The sequence below is a fragment of the Blastomonas natatoria genome (genome assembly GCF_003201955.1).
Classification (GTDB): domain Bacteria; phylum Pseudomonadota; class Alphaproteobacteria; order Sphingomonadales; family Sphingomonadaceae; genus Blastomonas; species Blastomonas natatoria.
Window position 1 is genome coordinate 209606 of the sequence record NZ_QJJM01000001.1, and the last position, 24872, is coordinate 234477.

The window sequence follows — 24872 nt, forward strand, 5'->3', positions numbered from 1 at the left end:
GTTGCTTGAGCCACCTTAGGTCCTGTGGTAATCTTGGGGCCCAAGGAGCCTCGCATGACCTATTCGGCAAAGATCATCAAAGGCGGAAAGATCGTTATTCCCGCAGAATTGCGACGCGAACTGGGTTTTGCGGATGGCGACCGACTGGTGTTCGAACGAGAGGGCGAGTCGCTCGTCATCAAGAGCTACTCGCAGGTGGTCCGCGAGGTGCAGGAAGCCTTTCGTCCCTTCAAGCCGCAGGATGGAAGCAGTGTCGTCGATGCGTTTATCGCCGAACGCCGCAAGGAAGCGCAGCGGGAGGAGGAGCGGAGCGCAGCAACGACGGTTCGCGGGGCGCGTGCGTGAGCTTCGTTCTCGATGCGTCAGTGGTGCTGGCTATCGTCTTTGAAGAATCGCCTGACGTTATTGATCCCAGCAATCTGCCCGGCGGACGACTCTCCAACGTCAACTATTGCGAAGTTCTGACGCGCTGCCTGGAGCGCGGCATGGATGCCGATTTCACCGAACGGCAGATCGCTCGGCTGAAGATCGAGACACTGCCCTTTACAGCAGCCGATGCTCGGGCGGCAGCAGAATTGCGCGAGCCGACGCGCCATCGCGGCCTCTCGCTTGGCGACCGCGCCTGCCTGGCGCTGGCCCGGCGCGAGGGATTGCCGGTGCTCACCGCCGACCGCCAGTGGCAAGGTCTGGATGTCGGCGTGGACATCCGTGTGATCCGCTGAGGCTCGCCGCCGCATTAACGCGATTTTAGCAATCGGGGCGCATCGTGCCGCCATGCGCAAAGCAGTTGCCCTTACCGCCCGTCCGTCGCAGATCGAAGCCCCCTGGGCCGTCGTGCTACGCTTCGTGCTCGTGTCAGGCTGTGCCAGCGCGCTGATCCTGGCGCGTTATCCGCTGCCCTTCTGACTGGCGAGCTTGCGCTCGATCCCCTGCCACAGTTTCGCATAGGCCTGAGCCGCCGGGCTTTTCGCGTCGAACGCGCCCACCGGCAGCCTTTCTTCCGCCATGCGCTCGACCGAACTGGCCATCGGGATGACCGGCCAGTCGGGATAGGTCTCCAGAGCCTGCTTGTGTAGCGCCCGCCGGCGATCGACCATCACGAACACCGGCAGCATCGGTGCATGGCGACCCGATCGGCCGTCGAGATAATTCTGCACCTCGGCAAAGGCCCGTTGCGACAGCGGCGAGGGGATGATCGGCACGATGACCAGGTCCGCCGCGCGCAGCACCTGGTCGGACGTCTCGCTGAGGCCCGGCGGGCAGTCGAGGATGATCCGGTCATAATGCTTGCCCAGCCCATCGATCAGCTTTTTCAAGCGCTTGGCCTTGCCTATCTCGAACAGCATGCGGTCGAGCCCGCGCAGCGAATGATCGGCGGCGAGCAGATCGAGTCCCGGAATACGCGACGGGCGCACCAGCTTTTCGGGCGAGACGTCGCGCGCGAAGATGGAGCGCGCTTCATCCTTCACCGTCCTGTCATCCCCGATCAGATGGCTCGCCGCGCCCTGCGGGTCGAGGTCCCACAGCAGCGTCCGCCGGGAGGACAGGACTGCCGAGCACCAGGCCAGGTTGACCGCGCTGGTCGTCTTGCCCACGCCGCCTTTCAGGTTGTAGACGGCCACGCTGTGCATCCGGTCCCCCATGTTACCGCTCCTGTTGCGCTGCCCCATTGCTGGTCGGCCCCTCGGCAACATCCGCTGCCGCACGGCTAGACCCGGATTGTGTCGTGGCTGTTGCAGCCTGGTTCAGTCCCGCCTTTTCCAGCCAGGCCCTAAAGTCGGAAACGGTCCGCTCGGGGTCCTCCTCCATCGGGATATGGCCCAGATCGTCATAGGTGACCAATGTGTCGTTGGGCAGCTGGCGCGCGAACCAGGTTGCGTTGGGAAGCGGGATCAGCGTGTCTTTCTTTCCCCACAGGATCAGCGAGGGCATGGTCAGCCCTGCAAATTCGACAGCATCGGCCGGTTTGCGGGGGAAGTCGCCGCGCGCCACGGTCGCCTCGCGGTTGCCTGGATGGCGGAGCAGCTTCCAGTACAGATCAACCATTTCGGGCGTCACCTTTGACGGGTCTGCGACGCTCTGCTGCAGGCTCTGCTCGATGATGCTGCGCGGGGTGAATATCTTCAGAATGGGTCGCACGGCCGCGCTCTGCGCCAGGCGGAATCCGATCGGAATTTTCGTTGGCTTGGCTTCGGGTGCGCCCGAGCTGTCGACCAGCACCAGCCCGGCGACCCGCTGCGGATATGTCAGTGCGATATTCCAGGCGACCCAGCCGCCCATGGAATTGCCCGCGACGACATAGCGGTTGATGCCCAGCGCGTTCATGACTTCGGCCCCCGTGTCGCGGAAAGCCTCGGTGCTGTAGTCGCCCTTGATCTGCGCCCCGGTGAGGCCGTGGCCGGGCTGGTCGTAGCGGACCACCCGATAATCGCGTTTCAGATCGTCGACCCAGCCCTGCCAGGTGTGCAGCGAAGCGTTGGAACCATGGATCAGAAGGATCGCCGGTGCATCGCGCGGGCCTTCGTCGCGGATATGCACGCTCTGGCCATTGGGCAATTCAATGAAGCGGGAGGGCGGCTGGCCATATTGCGCTTGCAACTCGCTCGGCTCGATATCCGGCGCATAGCCCCAGATCGCAACCCCGGCGATCGCGACAATCAACAGAATGAACAACCATTTCAGGACTTTCAGCATTCCGGTTCCATCTCCACCTCGACCGGCGCTTTTCGCATCTTTGCCCGGCAAGGCATTACTGCACCGCTCATCGCCGCCCGCAAGCAAAATTGCTCTCGAGCCAGACGCTGGATGACCACCATTGTTGCCCATTTGTCACGCCAGCCGAAATTGCGGCGTATGATCATTTGCAAGTTGCAGGTGATAACGCCTCGCATTAATTGCCCACGCCAAGGCTGGGCTGCGACCGCAAATGCCGATAGTGGAGTTATCAAGATGGGAATGCCTGTGACCTTGCGCTGGACTGCTGGTGCGAGCTTTGCTGCCATGGTCATGGTCAGCCTGACCGGGCCGGCCTGGGCCGCTGCTGCAGAAGAAGCCGAGGCTGAAGCTGAGGTCGACGATCAGCGCGAGATCATCGTGACTGGGCGCAACGAGGGCTATCTCGCGCTCGATATCGTGCGTGCCGCCAAGACTCCGACGCCGCTGGTCGATATCCCGCAGGCAATTTCGGTCTATACCCGCGAACAGATCGAGGATCAGGCGCTGCAGGATCTTGCCGACGTGCTGCGCTACACGCCCGGCGTCTCGTCGAACCAGGGCGAGGGGCATCGCGACCAGATCTCGATACGTGGCCAGGACACCACCGCCGACTTTTTCGTCGATGGCATCCGCGATGACGTGCAATATTATCGTCCTCTCTACAATCTGGAGCGTGTTGAGGTTCTGAAAGGCTCGAACGCCCTGCTGTTCGGACGCGGGGGTGGCGGCGGCGTGGTCAATCGCGTCACCAAGACCCCGGTTCTGGGCGAGACGTTCATCGCCGGGTCGGCCTCGGTCGATACGTTCGGCGCCTTTGCGCTGACCAGCGATATCAATGCCGCGCTCGGCAGCGCCGCCGGTTTGCGCCTCAATGCGATGTACGAGGAATTCGACAATCATCGCGATTTCTTCGGTGGCAACCGTATCGCCATCAACCCGACCATCGGCGCTGCGCTGGGGGAAATGACCCGGCTGCTATTCTCCTACGAATATGTCGACGACGACCGAATCGTCGATCGCGGCATTCCTTCGACCACCGGCGGCACCATCGCCGATCCGGCGCGGCCGGTGCGCGGCTTCTATCGCACCTTTTTCGGCTCGCCCCAGCTCAATACCACGACGCTGACGGCGCATATATTGCGCGGACGGTTGGAGCACGGCTTTACCGACAGTCTGCGCGCCGACCTGACGGTGCAATATGCCGATTACGACAAGGCCTATACCAACGTTTTTGCGGCCGCGAGCAATCTGGCGGCTGGCCGTGTTACCCTCGATTCCTATCGCGACGCGCAGCAGCGCGAGAATGTGTTCGTGCAGGGCAACCTGGTCTGGACCGGCCAGACCGGCCTGCTCAGCCACACGCTGCTCGCCGGCTTCGAATATGGCGACCAGCAATCGGCCAACCAACGGCAGAACGGTCGCTTCGCGGCCAGCGGCAGCAACATCGTAACCTTTACCTTTACCGATCCCCTGGTTGTCCCGGCGATCACTTTCCCGGTGAACAACCGCAATACGCGTTCGCAGGTGAACGTCGCCTCGGTCTATCTGCAGGACCAGATCGGCATCGGCGATCATTTCGATATCGTGCTCGGCGCGCGCTACGACCGGTTCGAGATCGACGTGAATGACATTGTCGCCAACCGGCTGCTTTCGCGCACCGACAGTGAATGGTCACCTCGGCTCGGCCTGATCTTCAAGCCGATGGAAGCCATGTCCCTCTATGCGAGCTATACCAAGACCTTCCTGCCGCGCTCGGGCGACCAGTTCCTTTCCCTCACCCCGGCTCAGGCAACGCTCGCGCCCGAAGCGTTCGACAATTACGAATTCGGGGCGAAATGGGACATTGCTGAGAATCTGCGGGTCTCGGCCGCGATCTTCCAGCTCGACCGTGAGAATGGCGTGGTCGTCGATCCGGCCAATCCGGCCAATTCGATCCTGACCGGCAGCCGCACGCGCGGCTTCGAGGCGCAATTCACCGGCCAGATCCTTCCCGGCTGGCAGATCAACGCAGGCTATAGCTATCTCGATGCAGACGAGCGTGGCCGCGTCGTTGCAGGTGCGCTCGCCAACCGCTCGATCGGCCAGGTGCCGCGCCATATGGCGAGCCTGTGGAACCGCTATGATATCGACGATCGGCTCGGCATCGGCCTGGGCGTCACCCACCAGGCGAGCCAGTTTGCCAGCATCTCGAACACGGTCCGCATGCCGGCCTTTACCCGCGTCGATGCTGCACTGTTCCTCAAGCTGACCGACCGGATCGAGGCGCAGCTGAACGTCGAGAACCTGTTCGACACGCGCTATTTTCCCGCCTCGCACAATGACAACAACATCACCACCGGCGAGCCGATCAACGCGCGCTTTACCGTCCGCGCGCGCTTCTGACGCGCGCGGCGGCGGCTGGCTGGCGCATCAATGCGCCAGCAGCAGCGGGATGTTCGAATCCTTCAGGAAATAGCGCGTCACGCCGCCGAGCAGCACCTCGCGCAGGCGGCTGTGCCCGAATGCGCCCATCACGAGCAGGTCCGCGCCGATCTCGCCTGCGACATTCTCGATGATCTCCTCGATCGAGAGCAGGCCGCGCTCGCGTTCGATCAGCTCGCTGCAGACACCATGGCGGGAGAGATATTCGCATGCCTCGGTCGAAGGAAAGCCACCCGATTTCTTCGGTTCAACGACTGTCACCAGATGCACCGATTCCGCGTTCTTCAGCAGCGGCAGCGCCTGGCGGACGGCATTGGCCGCTTCATGGCTGCCGTCCCAGGCGATCAGAATCTTGCCGCCGGTATGCAGTGACTTGAGCGTCGTCGGCACGGCCAGCACTGGACAGCGCGTCTCCACCGCGACATCGGCGATCGAGAGCAGCGGGTGCGGCCGCACGTTCCGCTCGGAATTGTCGAGCGACAGCACGATGACATCGGCAAGGCGCGAAGCGCTGATCACCGCCTGGGTGACGTCGCCGTCATAGGCCGTCCAGTCCCAGGGAAGGCCTTCGATGTTCATCTGCGCCTCGACGATCGCGCGCACCTTGTCCTCATCGGCGCGCAGTTGCTCCAGCATGCCTGCGGGCACATAACTGCCCCCCATCGGGTCCATCACGATGAAGCCGGACAAGGGGGTCGCCTGCAGAAAGGTGATATGGCCGCCCTGCGATCGCGCCAGATCCAGCGCAACCTGCAAGCGGGATTCGAATGCCTTGCCGCCATCGGCATAAACCAGAATGGATTTCATCACGCGCTCTCCTCTTTTGACGTAACCAAGTTACGCCGAAAGCGAAGGCAAGTGCATTGATTCAAATCAAGCGACGCTGGAAAAGCCCGGGCCTTGCCGCTAGGGCGTGGCTGGGCGCACGAATCACGCAATCCTGCCATTCGGCAGCCGATCTGAGACCCTTTTGACTGGGAGATATCCGTCATGCAGAAAATCTATCCCGATGCCGCATCCGCTCTGGAAGGTCTGCTGTTCGACGGGATGCAGATTTGCGCGGGCGGCTTCGGCCTGTGCGGGATCCCCGAGCGGCTGATCGACGCGATCCGCGATGCCGGAACCAGGGACCTCACTATCGCCTCCAACAATGCCGGGATCGACGGCGAGGGACTGGGCAAGCTGCTGCGCACCCGCCAGGTCAAGAAGATGATCTCGAGCTATGTCGGCGAGAACAAGGAGTTCGAACGGCAGTATCTGGCAGGCGAACTCGAGGTCGAATTCTGCCCACAGGGCACGCTCGCTGAACGCTGCCGCGCGGGCGGTGCGGGCATTCCCGGCTTCTACACCAGGACCGGCGTTGGCACCCAGGTCGCCGAGGGCAAGGAGCACAAGGAGTTCGACGGCCAGACCTATATACTGGAGCGCGGCATCTACGCCGATCTGTGCATCATCAAGGGCTGGAAGGCCGATAAATCGGGCAACCTGATCTTCCGCAAGACCGCGCGCAACTTCAACCAGCCGATGGCGACCGCAGGCAAGATCTGCGTCGCCGAGGTCGAGGAGATTGTCGAGACCGGCAGCCTTGATCCCGATGCCATCCATTTGCCCGGCATCTATGTGAAGCGCCTGATCTGCGGCGCGCCGTACGACAAGAAGATCGAATTCCGCACCGTGCGCGAACGGGCCGAAGCGTGAGAATGCGAAAGGCCAACGGTGCTGGCAAGGCCGGCGCAGCCCTGGCCGCATTGGCGCTTTCGGCCTGCACCACCACGATCGTCGAGGCGCCCGCCGCACCTCCGCTGCCCGCTGCTCCGGCGCAAGCCGTGATGGTCCCGCCGGTGCCGATGGGCCAGCAATGGCTTTACGGTTCGGCCGAAGGCGCGATCGCGGTGCGCCAGACATATGGCACGCTCACCGCCTATGCGCTCGCCAAGGCCAAGGCGCGGCCCGCCGACAGCGTCATCATCGACGAGACGACCGGCAAGCCGTTCGCGTGCGGCAACAAACCGCTCGCCGCCGTGTTCGATGCCGACGAAACGCTGATCTGGAATATCGGCCCGATGCGCTGGTTCGCGATGACCGGCAAGGAATTCGATGCGAAGACCTGGGGCCAGTGGGAAAAGACCGGCACCGGCAAGGCCGTGGCGATGCCCGGCGCGGTCGAGGCGATGCAGGCGCTGCGTGCGGCGGGCATCACCCCGATCGCCAATACCAACCGCTCTTCCGCCAATGCCAAGGGGAGCGAGGACACGCTTGCCGCCGCCGGTCTCGGCAATTTCAAGCATGGCGACACGCTGTTCCTGATGGGCGACGATGCCACGGGCTCCAGCAAGGACCAGCGCCGCGCGACCATCGCCGCGCGCTGGTGCGTCATCGCGATGGCGGGCGACCAGCTCGGCGATTTCCGCAACGGCTTCAACAAGCCCGAGCTGCCCCCGCTCCAGCGGCGCGCACTCGCCATGGCCGCGCCTTATGACAGGCTCTGGGGACAGGGCTGGTTCCTGTTCGCCAACCCGGTCTACGGTCCGTCGATTCGGGGGGGCTTCGACGACATCTTCCCGCCCGAAACACACTGGCAGCCGCAGCCGTGATCCGGCAAGGCCAGGGCAATCGCTGGCTGGTTATCGGCGGCTGTCTCAGCCTGTGCGCGGCCTTGTTGCATCTGGTCGTCATTGCCGGTGGCCCCGACTGGTACCGTTTTTTCGGCGCGGGCGAAGACATGGCGCGGATGGCAGAGCGCGGGCTCTGGCAACCTGCGTTGCTGACCATCGGGATTGCTACTGTCCTCGCGATCTGGGCCTGGTACGCCTTTGCCGGAGCAGGGCGTTTGCCGAAACTGCCGCTGATGCGTACCGCCCTGGTGCTGATCAGCGCGATCTATCTGGCGCGGGGCCTGTTAATCATTCCGATCCTGATCGAACCTCCCGCGCGTACCCCCTTTAACATCTGGTCCTCGCTCATCGTGCTGGTCTACGGCCTAGTTTATGCCGTCGGCACCTGGGCGGTGTGGCCAGCTCTTTCAAAGAAGGAAGCCCTGTAATGCCCCAGGAAACCAAAGGCTGGACCCGTGACGAGATGGCGGCGCGCGCCGCAAAGGAACTCAAGGACGGCTATTATGTCAACCTGGGCATCGGCATCCCGACCCTGGTTGCCAACCATGTTCCGCAAGGCATCGAAGTGACGCTGCAGTCGGAAAACGGCATGCTCGGCATCGGCCCGTTCCCGCTCGATGGCGAGGAGGATGCGGACCTTATCAATGCGGGCAAGCAGACGATCAGCGAGCTTGCCTCGTCGAGCTATTTCAGCTCGTCGGACAGTTTCGCGATGATCCGCGGCGGGCATATCGATCTCACCGTGCTCGGCGCGATGGAGGTCGCACAGAACGGCGACATCGCCAACTGGATGATCCCCGGCAAGATGATCAAGGGCATGGGCGGCGCGATGGATCTGGTCGCAGGCGTCAAGAAGATCATCGTGGTGATGGAACATACCAGCAAGAACGGCGACCCCAAGTTCATCCCGGCCTGCACGCTGCCGCTCACCGGCAAGAACGTGGTCGACATGATCATCACCGATCTGGCGGTGTTCCAGCGGCCCGACCATGACAGCCCTTTCAGGCTGATCGAACTGGCCCCTGGCGTCACCGCAGACGAGGTCGCCTCCAAGACCACCGCGCATTACGTCAGCTGAGCCTCGCATGAAGCGCGGCACAAAGCTGGGCCTTGGCGTGGTGTTCGCAGCGGTGGCAGGGCTGGGCCTTGTCGCCGCGACGACTTCGCCGCCGCTGCTGCTGAGCCAGCTCGATGCCGTGATGGGCGGAGGCAAGGGTGCACGGCTGGTAACGCAGGGCGTGCGCTTCGGCAGCCATGGGCAGACGCTCGATGTCTGGCGTGCCGAAGGCGCATCGAACGACGACAAGCGCCCGGTACTGATCTTCTGGCATGGCGGGGGCTGGGTGAAGGGCGCGAGAGCGGACTATGCCTTTGCCGGACGCGCCCTTGCGCGCCAGGGCTTTGTCGTCGTCATTCCTGATTACCGCAAGGTGCCGGAGGTCCGCTTCCCTGCGTTCGTCCAGGACGGGGCGGAAGCCGTCGCCTGGGTGCGCGACAATATCGCGCGCTATGGCGGCGATCCGCAGCGCATCGCCTTTTCCGGGCATTCGGCGGGCGCGCATACGGCGGTGCTGCTTGCGCTCGATCCGCGCTGGCTCAAGGCCGCCGATGTCGATCCGGGCATCGTCAAGGCGGTGGTGGGCCTGAGCGGGCCGTATGATTTCCATCCCTTCACCACCAGGCGTTCGATCGATGCGATGGCGCAATATCCGGACTCCAAGGTGACCCAGCCGATCGAGCAGGCGCGCGCCGATGCGCCGCCGATGCTGTTGGTGACCAGCACCAGGGACGAAACTGTGCGTCCCCGCAACGCGATCAACCTGAGCAGGCGGCTCAAGTCGCTGGGCGCGCCGGCGGAGCTGATCAACTATCGCGGGCTTGACCATGAAGAGGTGGTGATGGCCCTTTCGGTCCCGTTCCGCAGCAAGGGTCCGGTACTGCAAGACAGCATCGCGTTCCTGAATCGCCATCTGGGCAAGGAGCAGGATTGATGAGTTACACTCTCTTCACCGCCAACCGGAATTATTCGAGCTGGTCGCTGCGTCCCTGGCTGCTGATGAAGGCGCTCGACATTCCGTTCGAGGACCGGCTGGTTCCGTTCGCCGGGCCCGACAATTCCGAGGAATTCCGCGGCTTCGCCCCCAACGGCAAGGTGCCGTGTCTGCACGATGGTGATGTGGTTGTCTGGGATTCGCTGGCGATCGTCGAATATCTCGCCGAACGGCATCCGGGCGTCTGGCCAGCCGATCGGAACGCGCGCGCCTGGGCGCGCTGTGCGGCGGCGGAGATGCATTCGGGCTTTTCGCCCCTGCGCAATATCTGCCCGATGAGCGTGGGTGTGCGCGCAGAATTGATCGCGGTACCGCCTGCGCTGCAGAATGATATCGACCGGATCGCGGAACTGTTTGCCGAAGGGCTGGACCGGTTCGGCGGCCCCTGGCTGGCGGGTGAGAGCTTCACGGCTGTCGATGCGTTCTTCGCGCCGGTTGCTTATCGCGTTCGCAGCTTCGACCTCAAGATCGGACCCAAGGCGCAGGCCTGGGTCGAGCGCATCCTCGCGCATCCGGCAATGCTCGACTGGGAGGCGCAGGCGCTGGCCGAAACCTGGCGCGACGATGCGCATGAGGACGAAATCGCAGGCGTCGCAACGATCCGCGAGGATCATCGCGCCGCATGAGCCAGCCGCATCGTGTCCTGCTCACCGGGGCATCGGGCTGGCTCGGACGCTTTCTGGCCCCGATGCTGCGCGAAGCGGGGCACAAGGTCATCGGGCTCGATGTCGTCGCCGACGCCGATACCGATATCATCGCATCGGTCGCTGATCGCGCCAGTATCGAGCGCGCCTTTGCCGATCACCAGCCCAGTTGCGTCATCCATTCAGGCGCACTGCACAAGCCCGATATCGTGCGCTATCCCGCGCAGAGCTTCGTTGATGTCAATGTCACCGGTACGCTCAACCTGCTCGAAGCGGCGGTTGCGGCGGGGCACAAGCGCTTCATCTTCACCTCGACCACATCGCTGATGATCCGCGCCGATGTCCGTGCCGGAGCGGCTGGCGGTGCGCGTGCGGCTTTCTGGCTCGACGAGGATTTCGGGCCATTGCGTCCGCGCAATATCTATGGCGTCACCAAGCTGGCAGCGGAGGATCTGTGCCGGCTCCATGCCGACCTGCATGGCATCGAGACACTGGTGATGCGCACCGGACGGTTCTTTCCCGAGGATGACGATACCGACGGCTCGCTGCCCGGCCCTAACCTCAAGGCGAACGAGTTTCTCAACCGGCGGCTGACGGTCGAAGATGCGGCGCGCGCGCATATCGCTGCGCTGCATGCACCGGCGGGATTGGGCTTCCAGACCTTCGTGCTTTCCGCCCCGCCGCCGTTCGAGCGTGATGATGCAGCCGCGCTGGTGCAGGACGCGGCCGCCGTCATTGCGCGCTATCATCCGGATGCGGCAGAGCTCTATGCGCAACACGGCTGGCAGCTGCCGCAGGTGATCGACCGGGTGTACGATCCCGCCAGGGCCGAGCGGCTTCTGGGCTTCAGGCCTGCCATCGATTTTGCCGCGATCCTGCACGCGCTGCGATCTTTTGGTCCGCTGCCCTTCCAGCACGACCCGAGCTATGTCTCCCCCATCGTCGCGGCAGGGGCAGAGCCGGTTTAGCCGCCAGTCTGACGCGCTGCGGCGACCAGCCGAATCGTCGCTGGCTTGTGCTTAAGCATTTTACAGGGCACAACGGGTAAAGTGGCCGAGATGCTGGCAATAAGGCATTGCAGCCGGGGCGCAATTTACACATCGGAGACAGCATGAAGCACTGGCTGCGCAGTCCTGTTCTATGGACCGCAAGCGGCATTGCCGCAGGAGCCTTGCTCGTCGGCATGAGCGTTTCGCGCGGGGGTGGGGTGGTGACCGGCTCTCCGGCCATCGCGGCTCAGGCCAGTCCGGCGTTGATCGACGATGCCAATCTGCCGCTCACACCGGATCGCTGGCAGGGCAAGGTGGATTACGCTGCTCTCGATGCGCGGATTGCCCGCATGATGCACGACCCCGAAATGGTGGGGCTCGCTGTCGCTGCGGTCGAGAACGGGCGGCTGACTTTCGTCAACGGCTATGGCTTTGCCGATCGCGAGGCGGGCCTGCCAGTGACGCCGCAGACCGTTTTCCGCTGGGCCTCCGTGTCCAAGGGCGTGGCGGGTACGCTCGCCTATCAGCTCGCGCAGCAGGGCAAGCTGAGCCTGTCGGCACCGCTATCGTCGTTCAACACCACGCTCAAGCTGGCGGACGGGGCAGAACGCCGGCTCGCGATCCCCGATCTGCTGGCGCACCGCCTGGGGCTGTCGCGCAACGCCTATGATGGCAAGCTGGAATCGGGCGAACCGGCGCCGATGCTGCGCAACATGCTCTCCACCGTGCCGCAGCAGTGCATGCCGGGCGATTGCCACAGCTACCAGAACGTGGCCTATGACGCGTTCAGCGAGATCGTCGCTCACGCAACCAGCATGTCCTATGACCGGGCGGTCGAGCGGATGCTGTTCGAGCCGCTCGGCATGAAGAGCGCGGGGCTCGGCATGGCGAACCTGACCGGCGCCACCAACTGGGCGCGGCCCTATCGCCATCGCAACGTGCAGACCCTGTCCGATGCCTATTTCCGGGTGCCTGCGGCGGCGGGTGTCAGCTCGAACATCGTGGATCTGGCGCGCTGGATGGAAGCCCAGATGGGGCAGGCGCCCCAGGTGATCTCCCCCGGCGTGCTGACCGAAATCCACCGGCCGCGCGTTGCCACTTACAAGGGCGGGCGCAGCGGACCGGATTCGCTGATCATCAGCCATGGTTACGGCCAGGGATGGCGCAGCCATATCTATGACGGGCACTGGCTGGTGGGCCATGGCGGTGCCGTCAATGGGTATCGCGCGGTGATGTGGTTCGATCCCGAATTGCGCACCGGCATCGTGATGCTGTGGAACAGCGGTTCGACCCGACCCTTCCGACTGCCCTATGAGTTTTTCGACCAGGTCTATGGCCGTCCGTACAGTGACTGGACCGAGCTGGACAAGGATCCGCGGTTCAATGCGCCGCTGCCCGCAGCCGCGCCGGAAACGATGACTTCGGCCGACTGATTCCAAGGCTTCCAAAAACATAACGACTGGAGAGAAACGCCATGAGCATCGTGCTGCACCATCTGGAATATTCGCGGTCCACCCGCGTGATCTGGCTGCTCGAGGAAATGGGAACGCCTTATGAGATGGTGCGCCACCAGCGCGATTCGCAGACCTTTCGCGCACCGCCGGCACTGGCCGAGGTGCACCCGCTCTCCAAGGCGCCGACCCTGATCATCGACGGGCATGTCATGGTCGAATCGGGCGCGATCATCGAATATCTGATCGAGCGGTTCGGCAGCGAGACACTGGCTCCGGCGAACGCCAAGGATCGTCCGGCCTATCTCGAATGGCTGCATTTTGCCGAAGGCACGATGGCGAGCCCGATCATCTTTTCCGCGCTCGCTCCGCGCTTTGGCGGGCTGGGTCCGATGCTGGGCGGTTTCATGGGCGCGGAAGTCACCAAGCTGCTCGACCATGTCGAGCGTGCGGTGACCGGCCATGACTATCTGGTCGGTGATCGCCTGAGCGGCGCGGACATCAACATGGCCTATCTGCTCGAGGTGGCAACGGCCAGCAAGCAGATCGGCGAGCGGCCCAATCTGGTCGCGTATCTCGAGCGGCTGCGCGCGCGCCCAGCGTACAAGAAGTCGATCGAGATTGGTGGGCCGATGATCTTTGCGGCGATTTCGGCCTGATCAGCCAAGCCCCAGTCCCGGCAGCCAATCGGTCCAGAGCTTCAGTTTCTCGTGCAGGATCTGTTCGGCCTGTTCGGGCTGAACCGGAACCAGCATCATCGTGGCGTTTGGTGCGAGCTGGCCAATCAGATGCCGGTCGGCGCGGATCACCTGGCCGATACGCGGATAGCCGCCGGTGGTCTGGCCCTCGCAGCCGATCAGATAGGGCAGGCCATCGGGCGGGCACTGGATGATGCCGGGAAAGACCGCGCCGCTCCTGATCGGCGCGGCGCTGTTAAGATCGATCGCATTGCCCTGCAATTTCAGCCCCATGCGGCTGGATCGTGAGGACACGCGCCAGCGCTTGCGGGCGAGTGCGGCCATGCCGAGCGCGAGCCGATCGCTTTCCGGCCCCGCTACCACGCGCAGCACGAAGCCATGGCCGAAAAACGGCTGCAGCTCGGCCGGGGTAACAAGCGCGGGCGTATCGCCGCCGTCCTCTCCGAGCGCCAGCACATCGCCGTCCGCCAGCGCGCGTCCGTTCAGCCCGCCAAAGCCTGCGCCGATCAGGGTCGAGCGCGTGCCCAGGACTTCCGGTACCCTGATTGCCGCAGAAAGCGCCAGATAGACACGGCACCCGGCCCAGACGCGTCCGATGCTCAGCGTGTCACCAGCGTTCAGATGCAGCGTCTGGTGTGGTTCGGCCTCCTCGCCATTGATCTGCACCTGGCAGGGTGCGCCGGTCACCGCGACGGCGAGCGCGCGATCTGCCCGGAATTCCGCCGGGCCGAGCGTGATCTCGATCGCGGCAGTGTCGAGCGGCTGCCCGACAAGGCGGTTGGCGAGTGCGAGGCTCAGCCCGTCCGCCGCGCCGCCCGAAGGCACAGCAAGCTTGCGGAGGCCGCGAAAGGGGGCGGCCTGGATGCTCGATTGCAGTCCGGCCTTGAGCACGGTGAGCGTCATGCAGCGCCTCCCGTTCGCGTGGCGAGCGTGTTCGCATCGATCCGCTCGAACCGAACCTTCTGTCCCGCCTGGAGGAGGGCGGGCGATGCGGCGTGCGGATCGAACAGGGTTTCGGCAATCCGCCCGATGATCGGCCAGCCACCAGGTCCGGCATGCGGGTAAATCCCGCAAATTTGGCCGAGAAGCCCGACCGATCCGGCTTCGACCCGTGCCCGCGGGTCGGCGAGGCGCGGAATGTCGGGAATGCGGGCATCGCAGGTGAGATAGGCGAAGCCCGGCTGGAAGCCGAGCATCGCAACGCGCCAGTCCTGCGCGCCATGCCATTGCGGAAGCGTATCGGGGGAAATGCCGAGCAGTTCGGCGACGATGTCCGCATCATGCGCCCAGGGCTGTTCATAGCAGATATGCAGCGTCGCAGGTGCGACGGCCGCAGATGGCGGACTGTCCGACACATGTGCAGCCAGAGCTTCAGCTGCTGCGCGGGCTTGTTCGAGGCTGCGTTCCGACGGGTTCCACGCCAGCGACAGGCTGTCGAGCCCCGGCACGATATTGTCCCAGCCTGCGCCGTCCGCTGCTGCTGCCAGCACTGCCACGCGTTCCGGTGGCAGGTCCTGAATCATCAACCAGTCGTCAGCGCAATAGATCGGCTGGGTCATCAGGCAGCTCTCCGGGGGCTTTTATCTTGATCCCCAAGACTGCCATCTCGTCTGCGATCCGCAAAGCGGTTTGTTCGGCGCCCGGACTGTCCGAATGGATGCACAGGCTTTGCGCCATCACATGGATCAGGCTGCCGTCGTTCGCGGTGATGGGCTCGCCAGTGGCGATGGCGATGGCCTGCGCGGCGCGGTCGGCATCGCTGGCAATCAGCGCGCCGGGCTGCGAGCGCGGAACCAGCCGCCGCGCGGGCGTATAGCCGCGATCGACAAAGCCTTCGGCAATGAAGCGCGCCCCGACATCGCGTGCGGCGTCCTCGCTCGCCGAATGTGCAAGCCCGACGAGAGCGAGCCGCGGAAAGGCGCTGTGCAGCGCTTCGGTGACCGCAAGCGCCATGTCGGGCCGGTCGGCCAGATCGTTGTATAGCATCCCATGCGGCTTGATATGTGCGAGCGTCACGCCTTCGCGTGCGGCCACCATTTCAAGCGCGCGCACCTGTTCGAGCAGAGATTCGATCAGCCCGGGCAGCGGCATGTCGAGCGAAACCCGGCCGAAACCCAGGCGGTCGGGATAGCTGGGATGTGCGCCTGCCGCGATGCGCGCAGCTTTGGCGGCGCGCAGCATGACCGTCATGCTTGCTCCGTCCCCGGCATGGCCGCCGCACGCGATGTTGCAGCTGGATATGGAACGCATCAGCGCAATGTCGCGCGCCTGCTCCTCGGGCTGCTCGCCGAGATCGGCGTTGAGGTCGATCGATCGGTTCATGGCCATAATCCCGCGGAGCGCAGGATCAGCCGCGCGCCGAGCCCGGCACAGACCAGCACGACCGCCGTGCCTGCAATATTGGCGATCGGTCCATTGGCGAATTCGCCCAGGCTGGCCTTGCGCGCTGCGACCCAGAGCAGGAAGGCCGCGAGGATCGGCAGCAGCAGGCCATTGGCCGATTGCGCGATCAGGATCAGCTGGACGGGATTGACCGACAGCACGGCAAAGACCGTGCCGATGGTGACCACGGCCAGCGCGGTCCCCTTGAAGATGCGCGCGCGCCGATCTGGATCGCCGGTGCCGCCGATCATCTCTGCAAGCACATAGCCGGTGGCGAGCGGTGCCGTGAGCGCGGAACTGAAGCCTGCGCCAATCAGCCCCAGCGCGAACACGCTGCGTGCCGCCCCGCCGAACAGGGTCTCCAGCCGTAGCGCGATATCGTCGAGCGGGCCTGCGCCGCTTGCGGTCAGCTTGGCCGTCGCAGCGCCCATGATCACGATGGCCATCGACAGCAGCCCGCCGAGTGTCACGGAAAGCGCGGTGTCGAGTCTCGACGCTGCCAATCCCTCTGCATCGGCAGCGAACTTGCCGCGGACCGAGGCCGCATGCAGAAACAGGTTATAGGGCACAACCGTGGTGCCGATGAGCGCAATCGCGGTGAACAGGCTGTCTGCTGGCAGCTGCGGCAGTAAACCGCCGGCCACGCGGAGCCAGTCGACCTCGATCACCGCCAATCCGCCGACAAAGGCCAGCGACATGGCCAGCACCAGCGCGATGAGCAGTTTTTCCAGCCAGGCCGGTTTTCCGATGAGGATCATCATTGCCGCCAGCGTGCCTGTGGCGAGCGCAAGCAGGGCAGGGTGTGCGGCGTGAAGCCCCAGCAGCTTCAGTCCCGCTGCCGTGCCGCTGATATTGCCTGCCTGATAGGCGGAATTGCCGATGGCGAGCGAAGCGAAGATCAGCGCGGCCATGACCCAGCGCAGCGCCGGGTTGCCTGCTGCAGACAGGATCGCCTCTGCCAGGCCCTGGCCTGTGACAAGGGCTACGCGCGCGGCCATGGCTTGTAGGATGGCCGTGGCCAGCGTCGCGAATACCAGCGCCCAGAGCAGGGCATAGCCGAAGCCGATACCGGCACTGGCGCAAGCGGTGACTGTGCCGGGACCGATAAAGGCCGCCGTCACCAGCATGGCCGGGCCGGGCCTGTATCGCCATGGGGTCACTAGCCCCAGGGCCTTTCGCGGTACCATTTGGTGATGACATATTTGGTGCCCTCGCGCACCTTCATGCCATGGTGAATGGTTGCCGGATTGCAGCTGCCATCGGGTCGCCGGTTGTTCCATGCGACCAGCTTGCCGATCTCGGGCTGGATGGATTTGCCGATGGTCTTGAACCGGGTCGCGCCGCCCGCGCCTGGTTCATTGAGATAGATCATGAACGTCCAGGTGCGCTGCCCGCCCACCGTGGTATAGCGCCGGAAATCCTGGCCCTGCGGCTCGAAATAGTCGGTATGTGCCTTGAACTCCTGACCCACGGCATAGCGCTGGCCCTGCATCGTCTCGCCGAACTGCCGGTCGATCCCCGACAACGCGCTCAGCCGCTCGTCCAGCGCGATGACCTCGGGGTCGTCGGTGCGCATGTCGCAGGTTTCGGATGTGCGGAAGTAATTGTCGCCATTGGCGTCGGCCAGGGTTGAAGGACGCCGGTCTGCATCGATCTTGGCTACAAAGCGCGCACATTCGTCTGGCGACAGGAAATTGCGCAGGATGTACAGCTCCATCCGCGGCGTCGGTACCTTCTGGATGCCCGGAACCTTGATCAGCGCGGCGGTGTTGCACTGGTTGCTTGCTGTTTCGCTGTCGCTCATTGTCCCCATGCCTCTCGCGGCCTATGCCCCGCCTTGCGAATAGCGGCCAATCGGGAGGCGATTCAAGCCGCAAACGACTGGCGCAGGGCAGTGTTGGCGGCTAAATGGCTGGTCATGCCGCGCCGCCCCCGCCATCACCGCCATGACACGGGCTTCAGCCTGCTGGAAATGCTGGTCGCGCTGGCGGTCTTCTCGATCGCGGCGCTGGCGCTGATCAAGCTGCAGGGCGCGAGCCTGATGCAGACGGCCGAACTGGACAGCCGACTCTACAGCGAGATCACGGTGCGCAATCTGGCGGTGGAGGCGCTGACCGATCCCAATCCGCCGGCGCTGGGTGATGCGGAAGGCTCGCTCACCAATGCCGGGCGCAGCTTCACCTGGCGGCGGAACACCACTGCAATGGAAGGTGGCGAGATGCTCAGGATCGACCTTGCGGTCAGGCAGGGAACCGGGCCGGATGTGACGCTCACCGTGCTGAGGCCGGTTTTGTGACGGGTGATAGCCCGATCGTTCTCTGGCCAAAGCCAGAGCCCAGAGGGGAGGTTGCACCACGTCGCCCTGGATTCCGGCTTTCGCCGGAAAACGGTTTGGTTTCCGATTGCAAGAGCGCCGGTTTCACCTTGGTCGAAATGATGGTTGCGCTGTTCATTTTCGGGATGATCGCGACCGCGTCGGTCGTGCTGTTGCGCCAGACCGTCGAGGCAGAGGCGCGCAGCGCGGTGCGGCTGGAGGAGATGGGCGACCTTCGTCGTTTCTCTGCGATCATGGCGCAGGACCTGACGCTGATGCTCCCGCGCCCGTCGCGCGATGCGCTTGGCGGCGAGCGGGTCGCGCTGATGACCGGCGATGGGCTACTGCTCGGCTTTTCGCGGCAGATCGCGCAGATCGACCCGCAACCGGGATCGTCAAGCCTGCAGCGGATCGAATGGTCTCTGGGCGACGGCCGTCTGACCCGTGCGGTAGCCGCGAGGGCTGATGGCGCGAAGACGGGCGCTCCCGTCGCTGTTCTGGAAGGGATCGAGCGGGCAGATCTGCGCTTTCGTGACAGGCAGGGCGTATGGCAGGCCGATTGGCGACCCCAGCGCACCGACGAACTGCCGATTGCGATCGAGCTTACCCTTGTACAGCAGGGCAATCCTGGCCAGCCGCTGGTGCTTGAATTTCTGGTTGCAGGCGGCGGTGCATGAGCATGCGTCGCCATTTCAGACCGTCGGAACGCGGCATCGCGCTGTTGAGCGTCCTGCTGCTTGTCGCCGTGATGGCCATCGTCACCACGCTGATACTGGACCGCGTGAACCTGGCGGTGCGCTTGGCTGCCAATGCGGATGCGGGCGACCGCGCGCGCTTTGCTGCTCTGGGGGCAGAGCAGTTTGCTGCACGCGAGATCAAGCGCCAGCTTGACCGGAGCCCTGCGCGCACCGTCAATGCCGGTGGCTGGATCGGCCAGCCCAACATCCTTCCGATCGACGACGGTTCGGGGGCAATCGTGACGGCAACGGTCAGCGATGGCGGCAATTGCTTCAATCTCAACTCGGTAGTCGAGGGCAAGCCCGGCGATCTCGCCGCGCGCCCCGTGGGCATTGGCCAGTTTGCCGGGCTGATGCAGGCACTGGGCATCGGATCGGATGAGGCGCGCGGTCTGGCCGATGCGCTCGCCGACTGGATCGATACCGACCAGTCGGCGCTGCCTGCCGGAGCCGAGGACCAATTCTATCTGCAACTGGACCAGCCATATCGAACAGGGGCACAGCTGCTGACCGACAAGGGCGAGATCCAGGCGCTGCGCGGGATGACCCCCCAGATCTTTGCGCGGCTTGAGCCCTGGATCTGCACGCTGCCCGATGCGGTTCTCTCGCCGATCAACGTCAATACGCTTCTGCCCGAACAGGCACCGCTGATCATGATGCTGGCCCCCGGCAAGATCCCGCTCGATCGGGCGCGCGGCCTGATCGCGCAACGCCCGGCGCTGGGCTATGCCCGGATTGCCGATTTCTGGCGGCCATTGGCACTGCAGTCGCAGACTTTCGGGCCTGAGATCGAATCGCAGCCGCAGATCGTCACGCGCTGGTTCGAGCTCGATCTGGTCATCCAGCAGGGGGAGAGTCGCTGGCGGCAGACGAGCCTCGTCGATGCGCAACTCACCCCAGCCCGCATCATCAGCCGCCGCATCGGCGAACCCTGATCGCGCCTGACTAATTAAATTTCATCAAAGAGCTTTTTTGCCGCATTTTCCCTTGCATTGAAGGGGTGGTTTGTAAGATAGCGACCGCCTTGATTTCGTCGCTTGACGATCCCGCCCGCGCGCCCCTAAGGGACGCCTCCGCGTGGCGTAAGCAGTGTGTGGCGACCGTAGCTCAGTTGGTTAGAGCGCCGGTTTGTGGTACCGGAGGTCGTGGGTTCGAACCCCATCGGTCGCCCCATCTGCTCCTGAAATCCTTGCCTTTTTCAAAGGCCAGCCGCGCGACCAGCCTTGGAGAGACGGGCGCGTGCAAAGCTATTGGGATCTGCCGGACTTCGACGAGCATGAGGCCGTGCAATATGTGCACGACCGCGCCTCGGGGCTTTCGGCGATCATCGCGATTCATTCGACCAAGCTGGGCCCGGCAGGCGGCGGCACGCGCTTCTGGCATTATGCCGACAAGGGCCGCGCCATCACCGATGCGCTGCGCCTGTCGCGCGGCATGAGCTACAAGAACGCCATGGCCGGCCTGCCGATGGGCGGCGGCAAGGCGGTGATCCTCGCTGATGCCGACAACCGCAAGACCTCCGAAATGCTCGCCGCGTTCGGCGATGCGATCGAGGCGCTGGGCGGCCGCTACGTTACGGCCGAGGATATCGGCATGTCCGATGCGGACATGGTCGCTATCTCGCAACGGACAAAGTTTGTATCCGGACTGCCCGTGCAGGATGCAGGCTCGGCCGGAGGCGATCCCGGGCCGTTCACTGCCAAGGGCATTTTCCTCGGCGTCAAGGCCGCGGTCGCGTTCAAGCTGGGTACTGACCGGCTCAAGGACGTGCGCATTGCTGTGCAGGGTACCGGCAGCGTTGGTGGCGGCCTTGCCCGTTTGCTGGCAGCCGAAGGCGCGAAGCTGACACTGGCCGATGTGAACGCCGATCGCGCGCAGAGGCTTGCCGATGAACTGGGTGCCGAAACCGTGAGCGCCGAGAAGATCATGCAGGTCGAGGCGGACGTGTTCAGCCCCAACGCGCTGGGCGCGATCCTCGATTCGGAAAGCATCGAGAAGCTGAATGTCGGCATCGTTGCCGGCGGCGCGAATAACCAGCTTGCCCGGCCGCACCATGGCGACATGCTGATCGACCGCGGCATCCTCTATGCACCCGATTATGTGATCAACGCTGGCGGCATCATCTCGGTCGCGCTCGAGTATTTCGCGCAGGCCGAAGGCCGCACCGCTCAGGTCGAGGAGGTGCATGCCCGGCTGACTGGAATTCCGCAGCGCCTGACCGGCATCTGGCAGGAGAGCCGCACAAGCGGCGAATCGCCCGCCACCGTCGCCGACCGGATGGCACAGAAGCTGATCGGGCGGGGTTGAAGTCCAATAGCTTTCGGGTTTCTCGTCACTCCCGCGAACGCGGGAATCCCGCTGTGTGGCTCTGAGTTGGCGAAGAAGCGGGACCCCCGCGTTCGCGGGAGTGACGAGCAAAGGCCCATTAGCATCCTCCCCCCATCCGCACGCAAATTTCCTTGAGGCCGCAGCAGCATCGTGGCAACAAGGGCCGACGCCGATATGCCTCGGCGGTAGAAAGCTGACGCACTTTTGCTCATGCACGGTTTTGCCAATCCCACGCGGTTCCTGTCCATCGCCCGGCCGTTGACATCGGCGTTCATGGTCACGGGCCTTATCATGGTCGCGATCGCGCTGTTTCTGGGCGTGTTCAACGCGCCCGCCGACCGCTTGATGGGTGATACCGTCCGCATCCTGTACATTCATGTGCCTGCGGCCTGGCTGGGCATGGCAGGCTGGACAAGCATCGCCATTGCCAGTCTCGTGGAACTTGTCTGGCGACATCCGCTTGCCGGAATCGCTGCGCGCGCCTCGGCGCTGCCCGGGGCGTTTTTCTGCGCGCTGTGCCTGGCCACCGGATCGATCTGGGCCCGGCCGACCTGGGGAACCTGGTGGGTCTGGGACGGAAGGCTGACCTCGATGCTGGTCCTGTTCTTCCTTTATCTGGGCTATATGGCGCTTGCCGATGCCAGCCAGAAGGACGCTGCGGCAGGGCGGGGCGGTGCGTCGCGCGTCGCGGCGATCTTCGGGCTGGTGGGCGCGGTCAACGTGCCGATCATCAACCGTTCGGTGGTGTGGTGGAACAGCCTGCATCAGCCGGCGAGCATCTCGATCGGCAAGTCGGCGATCGATCCCGCCTTTCTGTGGCCGCTCGGCATTGCCGTGATCGGTTTCTCGCTTATCTTCGGTGCGATCGTGCTGATGCGGATGCGGACATTGCTCGCCGACATCCGGATCGAGGCACGCATGCGGAGGCTGGCAGCAGCATGACCCAGTGGCATTACGTGATCCTGGCCTATGGGCTGGGGATTGCCGGAACAGCCGGACTGATCAGCTATTGCTGGATGGCGCTGAAGCGTGCCGAAGCGCGGCTGGATGCGCTCAAGCGCAAGTGAACCGGATACACACCCCATGAAAGCCAAGCACCAGCGTCTCGTCCTGATCTGCATCGCCCTGGTCGGCCTGGTGGCTGCCGGGCTGATTGCCGCCTATGCGCTGCGCGATCAGGCGAGCTATTTCTACACGCCTGGCGACATTGCCGAAAAGGGCGTCGAACCCGGCCAGGCCATTCGGCTGGGCGGCATGGTGCAAAAGGGTTCGGTCAGGAAACAGGCCGATGGCGTGACGATCGATTTCATTGTCGAAGACGGCAAGGGCACCGTTCCGGTCCGCTTCACCGGGATCACGCCGGACCTGTTCGTCGAAGGATCGGGCGTGGTGGCAGAGGGCCGGATGGACAAGGCGGGCTTTTTCGTTGCCGACAACCTGCTCGCCAAGCATGATGAAAACTACGTGCCGCGCGAGATGCGCGACATGACCAAGGCTGATGTGAAGAAGCTGGGCGGAACGGTGCAGCAGCCATGATTGCCGAAATCGCGCTTGCGATCCTGTGGCTTGCCGCCGCGCTGGCCGTCCTGCAGCTGGGGCTCGGCAGCTATGCCCTGACCGCACGCGGCGCTGAATTCCTGCGTGCCGTTCGGCCAATCGCGGTCGTGCAGGGGCTGCTAGTGGCCACCGCCTTTGCGCTGCTCATTGTCCTGTTTCTGCGGACCGACCTGTCGGTCAAGCTGGTCGCAGCCAACAGCCACAGCCTGAAGCCGCTGATCTACAAGATTGCGGGCGCCTGGGGCAATCACGAAGGCTCGATGCTGCTCTGGGTGACCGTCATGGGGCTGGCAGGCGGTTTCGTAGCTTTGCTCGAACGGCGGCTCAACGAGCGCACGATGGTGGCCACGCTGGCCGGCCAGGCTTTCGTGAGCCTGGGCTTCTATGCCTTCATGCTGTTCTCCTCGAACCCGTTCGAGCGGCTGAACCCCGCGCCGGTCGAGGGCAACGGCCTCAATCCGCTGCTGCAGGACCCGGGTCTCGCCTTCCATCCGCCGACGCTCTACATCGGCTATGTCGGGCTTTCGATCGCCTTTTCCTTTGCCGTTGGCGCGCTGATCACGCGCGATGTCGGCCCCGCCTTCGCCCGCGCGATGCGGCCCTGGGTGATGGGCGCGTGGATTTTCCTGACGCTCGGCATCACTGCAGGTTCGTGGTGGGCCTATTACGAGCTCGGCTGGGGCGGCTGGTGGTTCTGGGACCCAGTGGAAAACGCCTCGCTGATGCCCTGGCTCGCGGCGACCGCACTGCTGCATTCGGTGAGCGTTCTGGCGACGCGGGGTGCGCTCAAGGCCTGGACGGTGATGCTGGCCGTGGTTGCCTTCTCGATGTCGATGGTCGGCACCTTCCTGGTGCGCTCGGGCATCCTGACGAGCGTGCATGCCTTCGCGGTCGATCCGGAGCGCGGCAGCTTCATCCTGACGCTGCTCGCCATCTATATCGGCGGCGCGCTCGCGCTGTTCGGGCTGCGTGCCTCGACCGTGACGGAAGGCGCGCGATTCCATTTGTTCAGCCGCGAAGGCTCGCTGGTGATGAACAACGTGCTGCTGGTCGGCATACTGGGCATCGTGCTGATGGGTACGCTCTACCCGCTGGTAACCGAGGCGTTCGGAACCAAGGTTTCGGTCGGCCCGCCCTATTTCAATCCGGTCAGCGCGATCTTCGTCTTCCCGATGCTGGTCATCATGGCGGCAGGGCCGCTGATGCGCTGGCGGCAGGACAATGGCCGCAAGCTCGCCAACCTGCTCGCGGTGCCTGCTCTGGTCGCCGCGGCAACGCTGGCGCTGGCGGTGGTCTTTGCTGGCGATATCGGCGTGCTGCCGCTGCTGGGGCTGGTCTTTGCCGCCGGTCTCGCCGTGGCGAGCCTGTTGCCGCTGTGGAAGCGCAACCTGCGTAGGACCCCTGCGCATATCTGGGGCATGGTCATCGCGCATTTCGGCATCGCCGTGGCGCTTGCGGGAATGGCCTCGGAAAGCGCGTTCAACACCGAGCGGCTGGTGGCGAGCGAGATCGGTCAGAGCCACACCGTGGGCCCCTGGACCATCGAATTGCAGGGTGTGCGCCCGATTGCCGGTGCCAACTGGACGGCGCTCGAGGCGCGGCTGGTCGCACGCTATGGTGACAGCAACGTGCAGACGGTGCTCAATCCGCAGGCGCGCATGTTTGCCTCGCCGCCTACCGCCACCAGCGAGGCTGCATTGCTGACGCGCTGGAACGGGCAGCTTTATGCGGTGCTGGGCGAAGAGGGCGATGATGGTCGCTGGCAGCTTCGCCTGTGGTGGAAGCCGTTCGTGCCGCTGATCTGGTATGGTGGCCTGCTCATAGGGCTCGGCGGAGTGCTGTCGCTGGTCGGCCGCACTGCGCGCGACCTGCGCCGCAAGGGGGAGCCCGAGCTGGAGCCGACAAGCGAACCTGCCGCACCCAGGCCCGCTTCCGGAGGCCAGGAAGCGCTCGCATGAAGCTGGTACAGT

At 64.3% G+C, this 24872-nt stretch carries 29 protein-coding genes and 1 tRNA gene; 22 read left to right on the top strand and 8 right to left on the bottom strand.

Annotated features, from left to right (window positions below):
* Positions 1 to 54: 54 nt before the first annotated feature.
* Genes C7451_RS01085 through C7451_RS20365 form a run of 3 tightly spaced genes read left to right on the top strand, consistent with a single transcriptional unit; the run spans position 55 to position 906 of the window.
* Positions 55 to 345 carry an AbrB/MazE/SpoVT family DNA-binding domain-containing protein gene (locus tag C7451_RS01085; protein WP_110297125.1) on the top strand — a complete coding sequence of 97 codons (291 nt, stop codon included), beginning with the start codon at positions 55 to 57 and terminating at the stop codon, positions 343 to 345.
* Positions 342 to 722, top strand: coding sequence for a type II toxin-antitoxin system VapC family toxin (locus C7451_RS01090; RefSeq protein WP_110297126.1), 381 nt, complete (start codon positions 342 to 344; stop codon positions 720 to 722). Before C7451_RS01085 ends, C7451_RS01090 begins: the two co-directional genes overlap by 4 nt.
* A 52-nt stretch (positions 723 to 774) precedes the next feature.
* Complete coding sequence (locus tag C7451_RS20365) at positions 775 to 906, top strand: hypothetical protein (protein WP_279629479.1); 132 nt, start codon at positions 775 to 777, stop codon at positions 904 to 906.
* Here the strand turns inward: C7451_RS20365 and C7451_RS01095 are convergent.
* On the bottom strand, positions 888 to 1643 hold the full coding sequence (locus tag C7451_RS01095; RefSeq protein ID WP_110297127.1) for a ParA family protein: 756 nt from the start codon (positions 1641 to 1643) through the stop codon (positions 888 to 890). The two genes, C7451_RS20365 and C7451_RS01095, sit on opposite strands and share 19 nt — an antisense overlap.
* A 1-nt stretch (position 1644) precedes the next feature.
* Positions 1645 to 2694 carry an alpha/beta fold hydrolase gene (locus C7451_RS01100; RefSeq protein WP_167398387.1) on the bottom strand — a complete coding sequence of 350 codons (1050 nt, stop codon included), beginning with the start codon at positions 2692 to 2694 and terminating at the stop codon, positions 1645 to 1647.
* Positions 2695 to 2949: 255 nt separating this feature from the next.
* Between C7451_RS01100 and C7451_RS01105 the strand changes: the two genes are divergently transcribed.
* Entirely contained in the window at positions 2950 to 5097 is a 2148-nt protein-coding gene (locus C7451_RS01105; RefSeq protein WP_244181474.1) for a TonB-dependent receptor, read from the top strand.
* 27 nt (positions 5098 to 5124) lie between these two features.
* Here the strand turns inward: C7451_RS01105 and C7451_RS01110 are convergent, their stop codons facing one another.
* Positions 5125 to 5943, bottom strand: coding sequence for a universal stress protein (locus C7451_RS01110; protein WP_110297129.1), 819 nt, complete (start codon positions 5941 to 5943; stop codon positions 5125 to 5127).
* A 183-nt stretch (positions 5944 to 6126) separates the two neighbouring features.
* Between C7451_RS01110 and C7451_RS01115 the strand changes: the two genes are divergently transcribed.
* The 9 genes from C7451_RS01115 to C7451_RS01155 all read left to right on the top strand — a co-directional run bounded on the left by C7451_RS01115 (position 6127) and on the right by C7451_RS01155 (position 13545).
* Positions 6127 to 6834, top strand: a complete 708-nt coding sequence (locus C7451_RS01115) for a CoA transferase subunit A (protein ID WP_110297130.1) — start codon at positions 6127 to 6129, stop codon at positions 6832 to 6834.
* A 2-nt stretch (positions 6835 to 6836) separates the two neighbouring features.
* The gene (locus C7451_RS01120; RefSeq protein WP_110297131.1) at positions 6837 to 7730 is read left to right on the top strand and encodes an HAD family acid phosphatase; all 894 of its coding nucleotides are present in this window, start codon (positions 6837 to 6839) and stop codon (positions 7728 to 7730) included.
* Positions 7727 to 8179, top strand: a complete 453-nt coding sequence (locus tag C7451_RS01125; protein ID WP_208625111.1) for a hypothetical protein — start codon at positions 7727 to 7729, stop codon at positions 8177 to 8179. Before C7451_RS01120 ends, C7451_RS01125 begins: the two co-directional genes overlap by 4 nt.
* Positions 8179 to 8829 (top strand): 3-oxoacid CoA-transferase subunit B, encoded by a 651-nt coding sequence (locus C7451_RS01130; RefSeq protein ID WP_110297132.1) that lies wholly within the window; start codon positions 8179 to 8181, stop codon positions 8827 to 8829. Before C7451_RS01125 ends, C7451_RS01130 begins: the two co-directional genes overlap by 1 nt.
* 7 nt (positions 8830 to 8836) lie before the next feature.
* Positions 8837 to 9742 carry an alpha/beta hydrolase gene (locus C7451_RS01135; RefSeq protein ID WP_110297133.1) on the top strand — a complete coding sequence of 302 codons (906 nt, stop codon included), beginning with the start codon at positions 8837 to 8839 and terminating at the stop codon, positions 9740 to 9742.
* On the top strand, positions 9742 to 10428 hold the full coding sequence (locus C7451_RS01140) for a glutathione S-transferase family protein (RefSeq protein WP_110297134.1): 687 nt from the start codon (positions 9742 to 9744) through the stop codon (positions 10426 to 10428). The genes C7451_RS01135 and C7451_RS01140 overlap by 1 nt, the downstream gene beginning before the upstream one ends.
* On the top strand, positions 10425 to 11414 hold the full coding sequence (locus C7451_RS01145; protein WP_110297135.1) for an NAD-dependent epimerase/dehydratase family protein: 990 nt from the start codon (positions 10425 to 10427) through the stop codon (positions 11412 to 11414). Before C7451_RS01140 ends, C7451_RS01145 begins: the two co-directional genes overlap by 4 nt.
* Before the next feature lie 143 nt (positions 11415 to 11557).
* Positions 11558 to 12868: a serine hydrolase domain-containing protein gene (locus tag C7451_RS01150; RefSeq protein ID WP_110297136.1), complete on the top strand. Its 1311-nt coding sequence runs from the start codon at positions 11558 to 11560 to the stop codon at positions 12866 to 12868.
* 41 nt (positions 12869 to 12909) lie between these two features.
* Complete coding sequence (locus tag C7451_RS01155) at positions 12910 to 13545, top strand: glutathione S-transferase family protein (RefSeq protein ID WP_110297137.1); 636 nt, start codon at positions 12910 to 12912, stop codon at positions 13543 to 13545.
* Here the strand turns inward: C7451_RS01155 and C7451_RS01160 are convergent, their stop codons facing one another.
* Genes C7451_RS01160 through C7451_RS01180 form a run of 5 tightly spaced genes read right to left on the bottom strand, consistent with a single transcriptional unit; the run spans position 13546 to position 17770 of the window.
* On the bottom strand, positions 13546 to 14487 hold the full coding sequence (locus C7451_RS01160; RefSeq protein ID WP_110297138.1) for a 5-oxoprolinase subunit C family protein: 942 nt from the start codon (positions 14485 to 14487) through the stop codon (positions 13546 to 13548).
* Positions 14484 to 15143: a 5-oxoprolinase subunit B family protein gene (locus C7451_RS01165; RefSeq protein WP_110297139.1), complete on the bottom strand. Its 660-nt coding sequence runs from the start codon at positions 15141 to 15143 to the stop codon at positions 14484 to 14486. Before C7451_RS01165 ends, C7451_RS01160 begins: the two co-directional genes overlap by 4 nt.
* On the bottom strand, positions 15118 to 15906 hold the full coding sequence (gene pxpA / locus C7451_RS01170; RefSeq protein WP_167398388.1) for a 5-oxoprolinase subunit PxpA: 789 nt from the start codon (positions 15904 to 15906) through the stop codon (positions 15118 to 15120). Before pxpA ends, C7451_RS01165 begins: the two co-directional genes overlap by 26 nt.
* A complete protein-coding gene (locus C7451_RS01175) occupies positions 15903 to 17126 on the bottom strand; it encodes an NRAMP family divalent metal transporter (RefSeq protein ID WP_208625112.1) in 1224 nt (407 codons plus the stop codon). The genes pxpA and C7451_RS01175 overlap by 4 nt, the downstream gene beginning before the upstream one ends.
* Positions 17126 to 17770 carry a prolyl hydroxylase family protein gene (locus C7451_RS01180; RefSeq protein ID WP_110297142.1) on the bottom strand — a complete coding sequence of 215 codons (645 nt, stop codon included), beginning with the start codon at positions 17768 to 17770 and terminating at the stop codon, positions 17126 to 17128. The genes C7451_RS01175 and C7451_RS01180 overlap by 1 nt, the downstream gene beginning before the upstream one ends.
* Before the next feature lie 114 nt (positions 17771 to 17884).
* On the opposite strand from C7451_RS01180, the gene gspI reads away from it, so the two are divergent.
* The 9 genes from gspI to C7451_RS01220 all read left to right on the top strand — a co-directional run bounded on the left by gspI (position 17885) and on the right by C7451_RS01220 (position 24860).
* Complete coding sequence (gene gspI / locus C7451_RS01185; RefSeq protein ID WP_110297143.1) at positions 17885 to 18262, top strand: type II secretion system minor pseudopilin GspI; 378 nt, start codon at positions 17885 to 17887, stop codon at positions 18260 to 18262.
* A complete protein-coding gene (gene gspJ / locus C7451_RS01190; RefSeq protein WP_279629480.1) occupies positions 18259 to 18957 on the top strand; it encodes a type II secretion system minor pseudopilin GspJ in 699 nt (232 codons plus the stop codon). Before gspI ends, gspJ begins: the two co-directional genes overlap by 4 nt.
* On the top strand, positions 18954 to 19952 hold the full coding sequence (gspK, locus tag C7451_RS01195; RefSeq protein WP_244181475.1) for a type II secretion system minor pseudopilin GspK: 999 nt from the start codon (positions 18954 to 18956) through the stop codon (positions 19950 to 19952). The genes gspJ and gspK overlap by 4 nt, the downstream gene beginning before the upstream one ends.
* 161 nt (positions 19953 to 20113) lie before the next feature.
* A tRNA-His gene (locus C7451_RS01200) sits at positions 20114 to 20190 on the top strand.
* 66 nt (positions 20191 to 20256) lie between these two features.
* Entirely contained in the window at positions 20257 to 21324 is a 1068-nt protein-coding gene (locus C7451_RS01205) for a Leu/Phe/Val dehydrogenase (RefSeq protein ID WP_110297145.1), read from the top strand.
* 231 nt (positions 21325 to 21555) lie between these two features.
* Positions 21556 to 22287: a heme ABC transporter permease CcmC gene (gene ccmC / locus C7451_RS01210; protein WP_110297146.1), complete on the top strand. Its 732-nt coding sequence runs from the start codon at positions 21556 to 21558 to the stop codon at positions 22285 to 22287.
* A complete protein-coding gene (locus C7451_RS20370) occupies positions 22284 to 22412 on the top strand; it encodes a hypothetical protein (protein WP_279629481.1) in 129 nt (42 codons plus the stop codon). Before ccmC ends, C7451_RS20370 begins: the two co-directional genes overlap by 4 nt.
* Positions 22413 to 22428: 16 nt before the next feature.
* A complete protein-coding gene (gene ccmE, locus C7451_RS01215; protein WP_110297147.1) occupies positions 22429 to 22881 on the top strand; it encodes a cytochrome c maturation protein CcmE in 453 nt (150 codons plus the stop codon).
* Positions 22878 to 24860: a heme lyase CcmF/NrfE family subunit gene (locus tag C7451_RS01220; protein WP_110297148.1), complete on the top strand. Its 1983-nt coding sequence runs from the start codon at positions 22878 to 22880 to the stop codon at positions 24858 to 24860. Before ccmE ends, C7451_RS01220 begins: the two co-directional genes overlap by 4 nt.
* The last annotated feature ends 12 nt before the right edge of the window (positions 24861 to 24872 follow it).

Excerpts from the sequence above, each read along its gene's own strand:
- C7451_RS01085 (WP_110297125.1), top strand. The coding sequence starts at position 55 with ATGACCTATTCGGCAAAGATCATCAAAGGCGGAAAGATCGTTATTCCC.
- C7451_RS20365 (WP_279629479.1), top strand. The coding sequence starts at position 775 with ATGCGCAAAGCAGTTGCCCTTACCGCCCGTCCGTCGCAGATCGAAGCC.
- C7451_RS01095 (WP_110297127.1), bottom strand. The coding sequence starts at position 1,643 with ATGGGGGACCGGATGCACAGCGTGGCCGTCTACAACCTGAAAGGCGGC.
- C7451_RS01100 (WP_167398387.1), bottom strand. The coding sequence starts at position 2,694 with ATGCTGAAAGTCCTGAAATGGTTGTTCATTCTGTTGATTGTCGCGATC.
- C7451_RS01105 (WP_244181474.1), top strand. The coding sequence starts at position 2,950 with ATGGGAATGCCTGTGACCTTGCGCTGGACTGCTGGTGCGAGCTTTGCT.
- C7451_RS01110 (WP_110297129.1), bottom strand. The coding sequence starts at position 5,943 with ATGAAATCCATTCTGGTTTATGCCGATGGCGGCAAGGCATTCGAATCC.
- C7451_RS01115 (WP_110297130.1), top strand. The coding sequence starts at position 6,127 with ATGCAGAAAATCTATCCCGATGCCGCATCCGCTCTGGAAGGTCTGCTG.
- C7451_RS01120 (WP_110297131.1), top strand. The coding sequence starts at position 6,837 with ATGCGAAAGGCCAACGGTGCTGGCAAGGCCGGCGCAGCCCTGGCCGCA.
- C7451_RS01130 (WP_110297132.1), top strand. The coding sequence starts at position 8,179 with ATGCCCCAGGAAACCAAAGGCTGGACCCGTGACGAGATGGCGGCGCGC.
- C7451_RS01135 (WP_110297133.1), top strand. The coding sequence starts at position 8,837 with ATGAAGCGCGGCACAAAGCTGGGCCTTGGCGTGGTGTTCGCAGCGGTG.
- C7451_RS01140 (WP_110297134.1), top strand. The coding sequence starts at position 9,742 with ATGAGTTACACTCTCTTCACCGCCAACCGGAATTATTCGAGCTGGTCG.
- C7451_RS01145 (WP_110297135.1), top strand. The coding sequence starts at position 10,425 with ATGAGCCAGCCGCATCGTGTCCTGCTCACCGGGGCATCGGGCTGGCTC.
- C7451_RS01150 (WP_110297136.1), top strand. The coding sequence starts at position 11,558 with ATGAAGCACTGGCTGCGCAGTCCTGTTCTATGGACCGCAAGCGGCATT.
- C7451_RS01155 (WP_110297137.1), top strand. The coding sequence starts at position 12,910 with ATGAGCATCGTGCTGCACCATCTGGAATATTCGCGGTCCACCCGCGTG.
- C7451_RS01160 (WP_110297138.1), bottom strand. The coding sequence starts at position 14,487 with ATGACGCTCACCGTGCTCAAGGCCGGACTGCAATCGAGCATCCAGGCC.
- C7451_RS01165 (WP_110297139.1), bottom strand. The coding sequence starts at position 15,143 with ATGACCCAGCCGATCTATTGCGCTGACGACTGGTTGATGATTCAGGAC.
- pxpA (WP_167398388.1), bottom strand. The coding sequence starts at position 15,906 with ATGAACCGATCGATCGACCTCAACGCCGATCTCGGCGAGCAGCCCGAG.
- C7451_RS01180 (WP_110297142.1), bottom strand. The coding sequence starts at position 17,770 with ATGAGCGACAGCGAAACAGCAAGCAACCAGTGCAACACCGCCGCGCTG.
- gspI (WP_110297143.1), top strand. The coding sequence starts at position 17,885 with ATGCCGCGCCGCCCCCGCCATCACCGCCATGACACGGGCTTCAGCCTG.
- gspK (WP_244181475.1), top strand. The coding sequence starts at position 18,954 with ATGAGCATGCGTCGCCATTTCAGACCGTCGGAACGCGGCATCGCGCTG.
- ccmC (WP_110297146.1), top strand. The coding sequence starts at position 21,556 with ATGCACGGTTTTGCCAATCCCACGCGGTTCCTGTCCATCGCCCGGCCG.
- C7451_RS20370 (WP_279629481.1), top strand. The coding sequence starts at position 22,284 with ATGACCCAGTGGCATTACGTGATCCTGGCCTATGGGCTGGGGATTGCC.
- ccmE (WP_110297147.1), top strand. The coding sequence starts at position 22,429 with ATGAAAGCCAAGCACCAGCGTCTCGTCCTGATCTGCATCGCCCTGGTC.
- C7451_RS01220 (WP_110297148.1), top strand. The coding sequence starts at position 22,878 with ATGATTGCCGAAATCGCGCTTGCGATCCTGTGGCTTGCCGCCGCGCTG.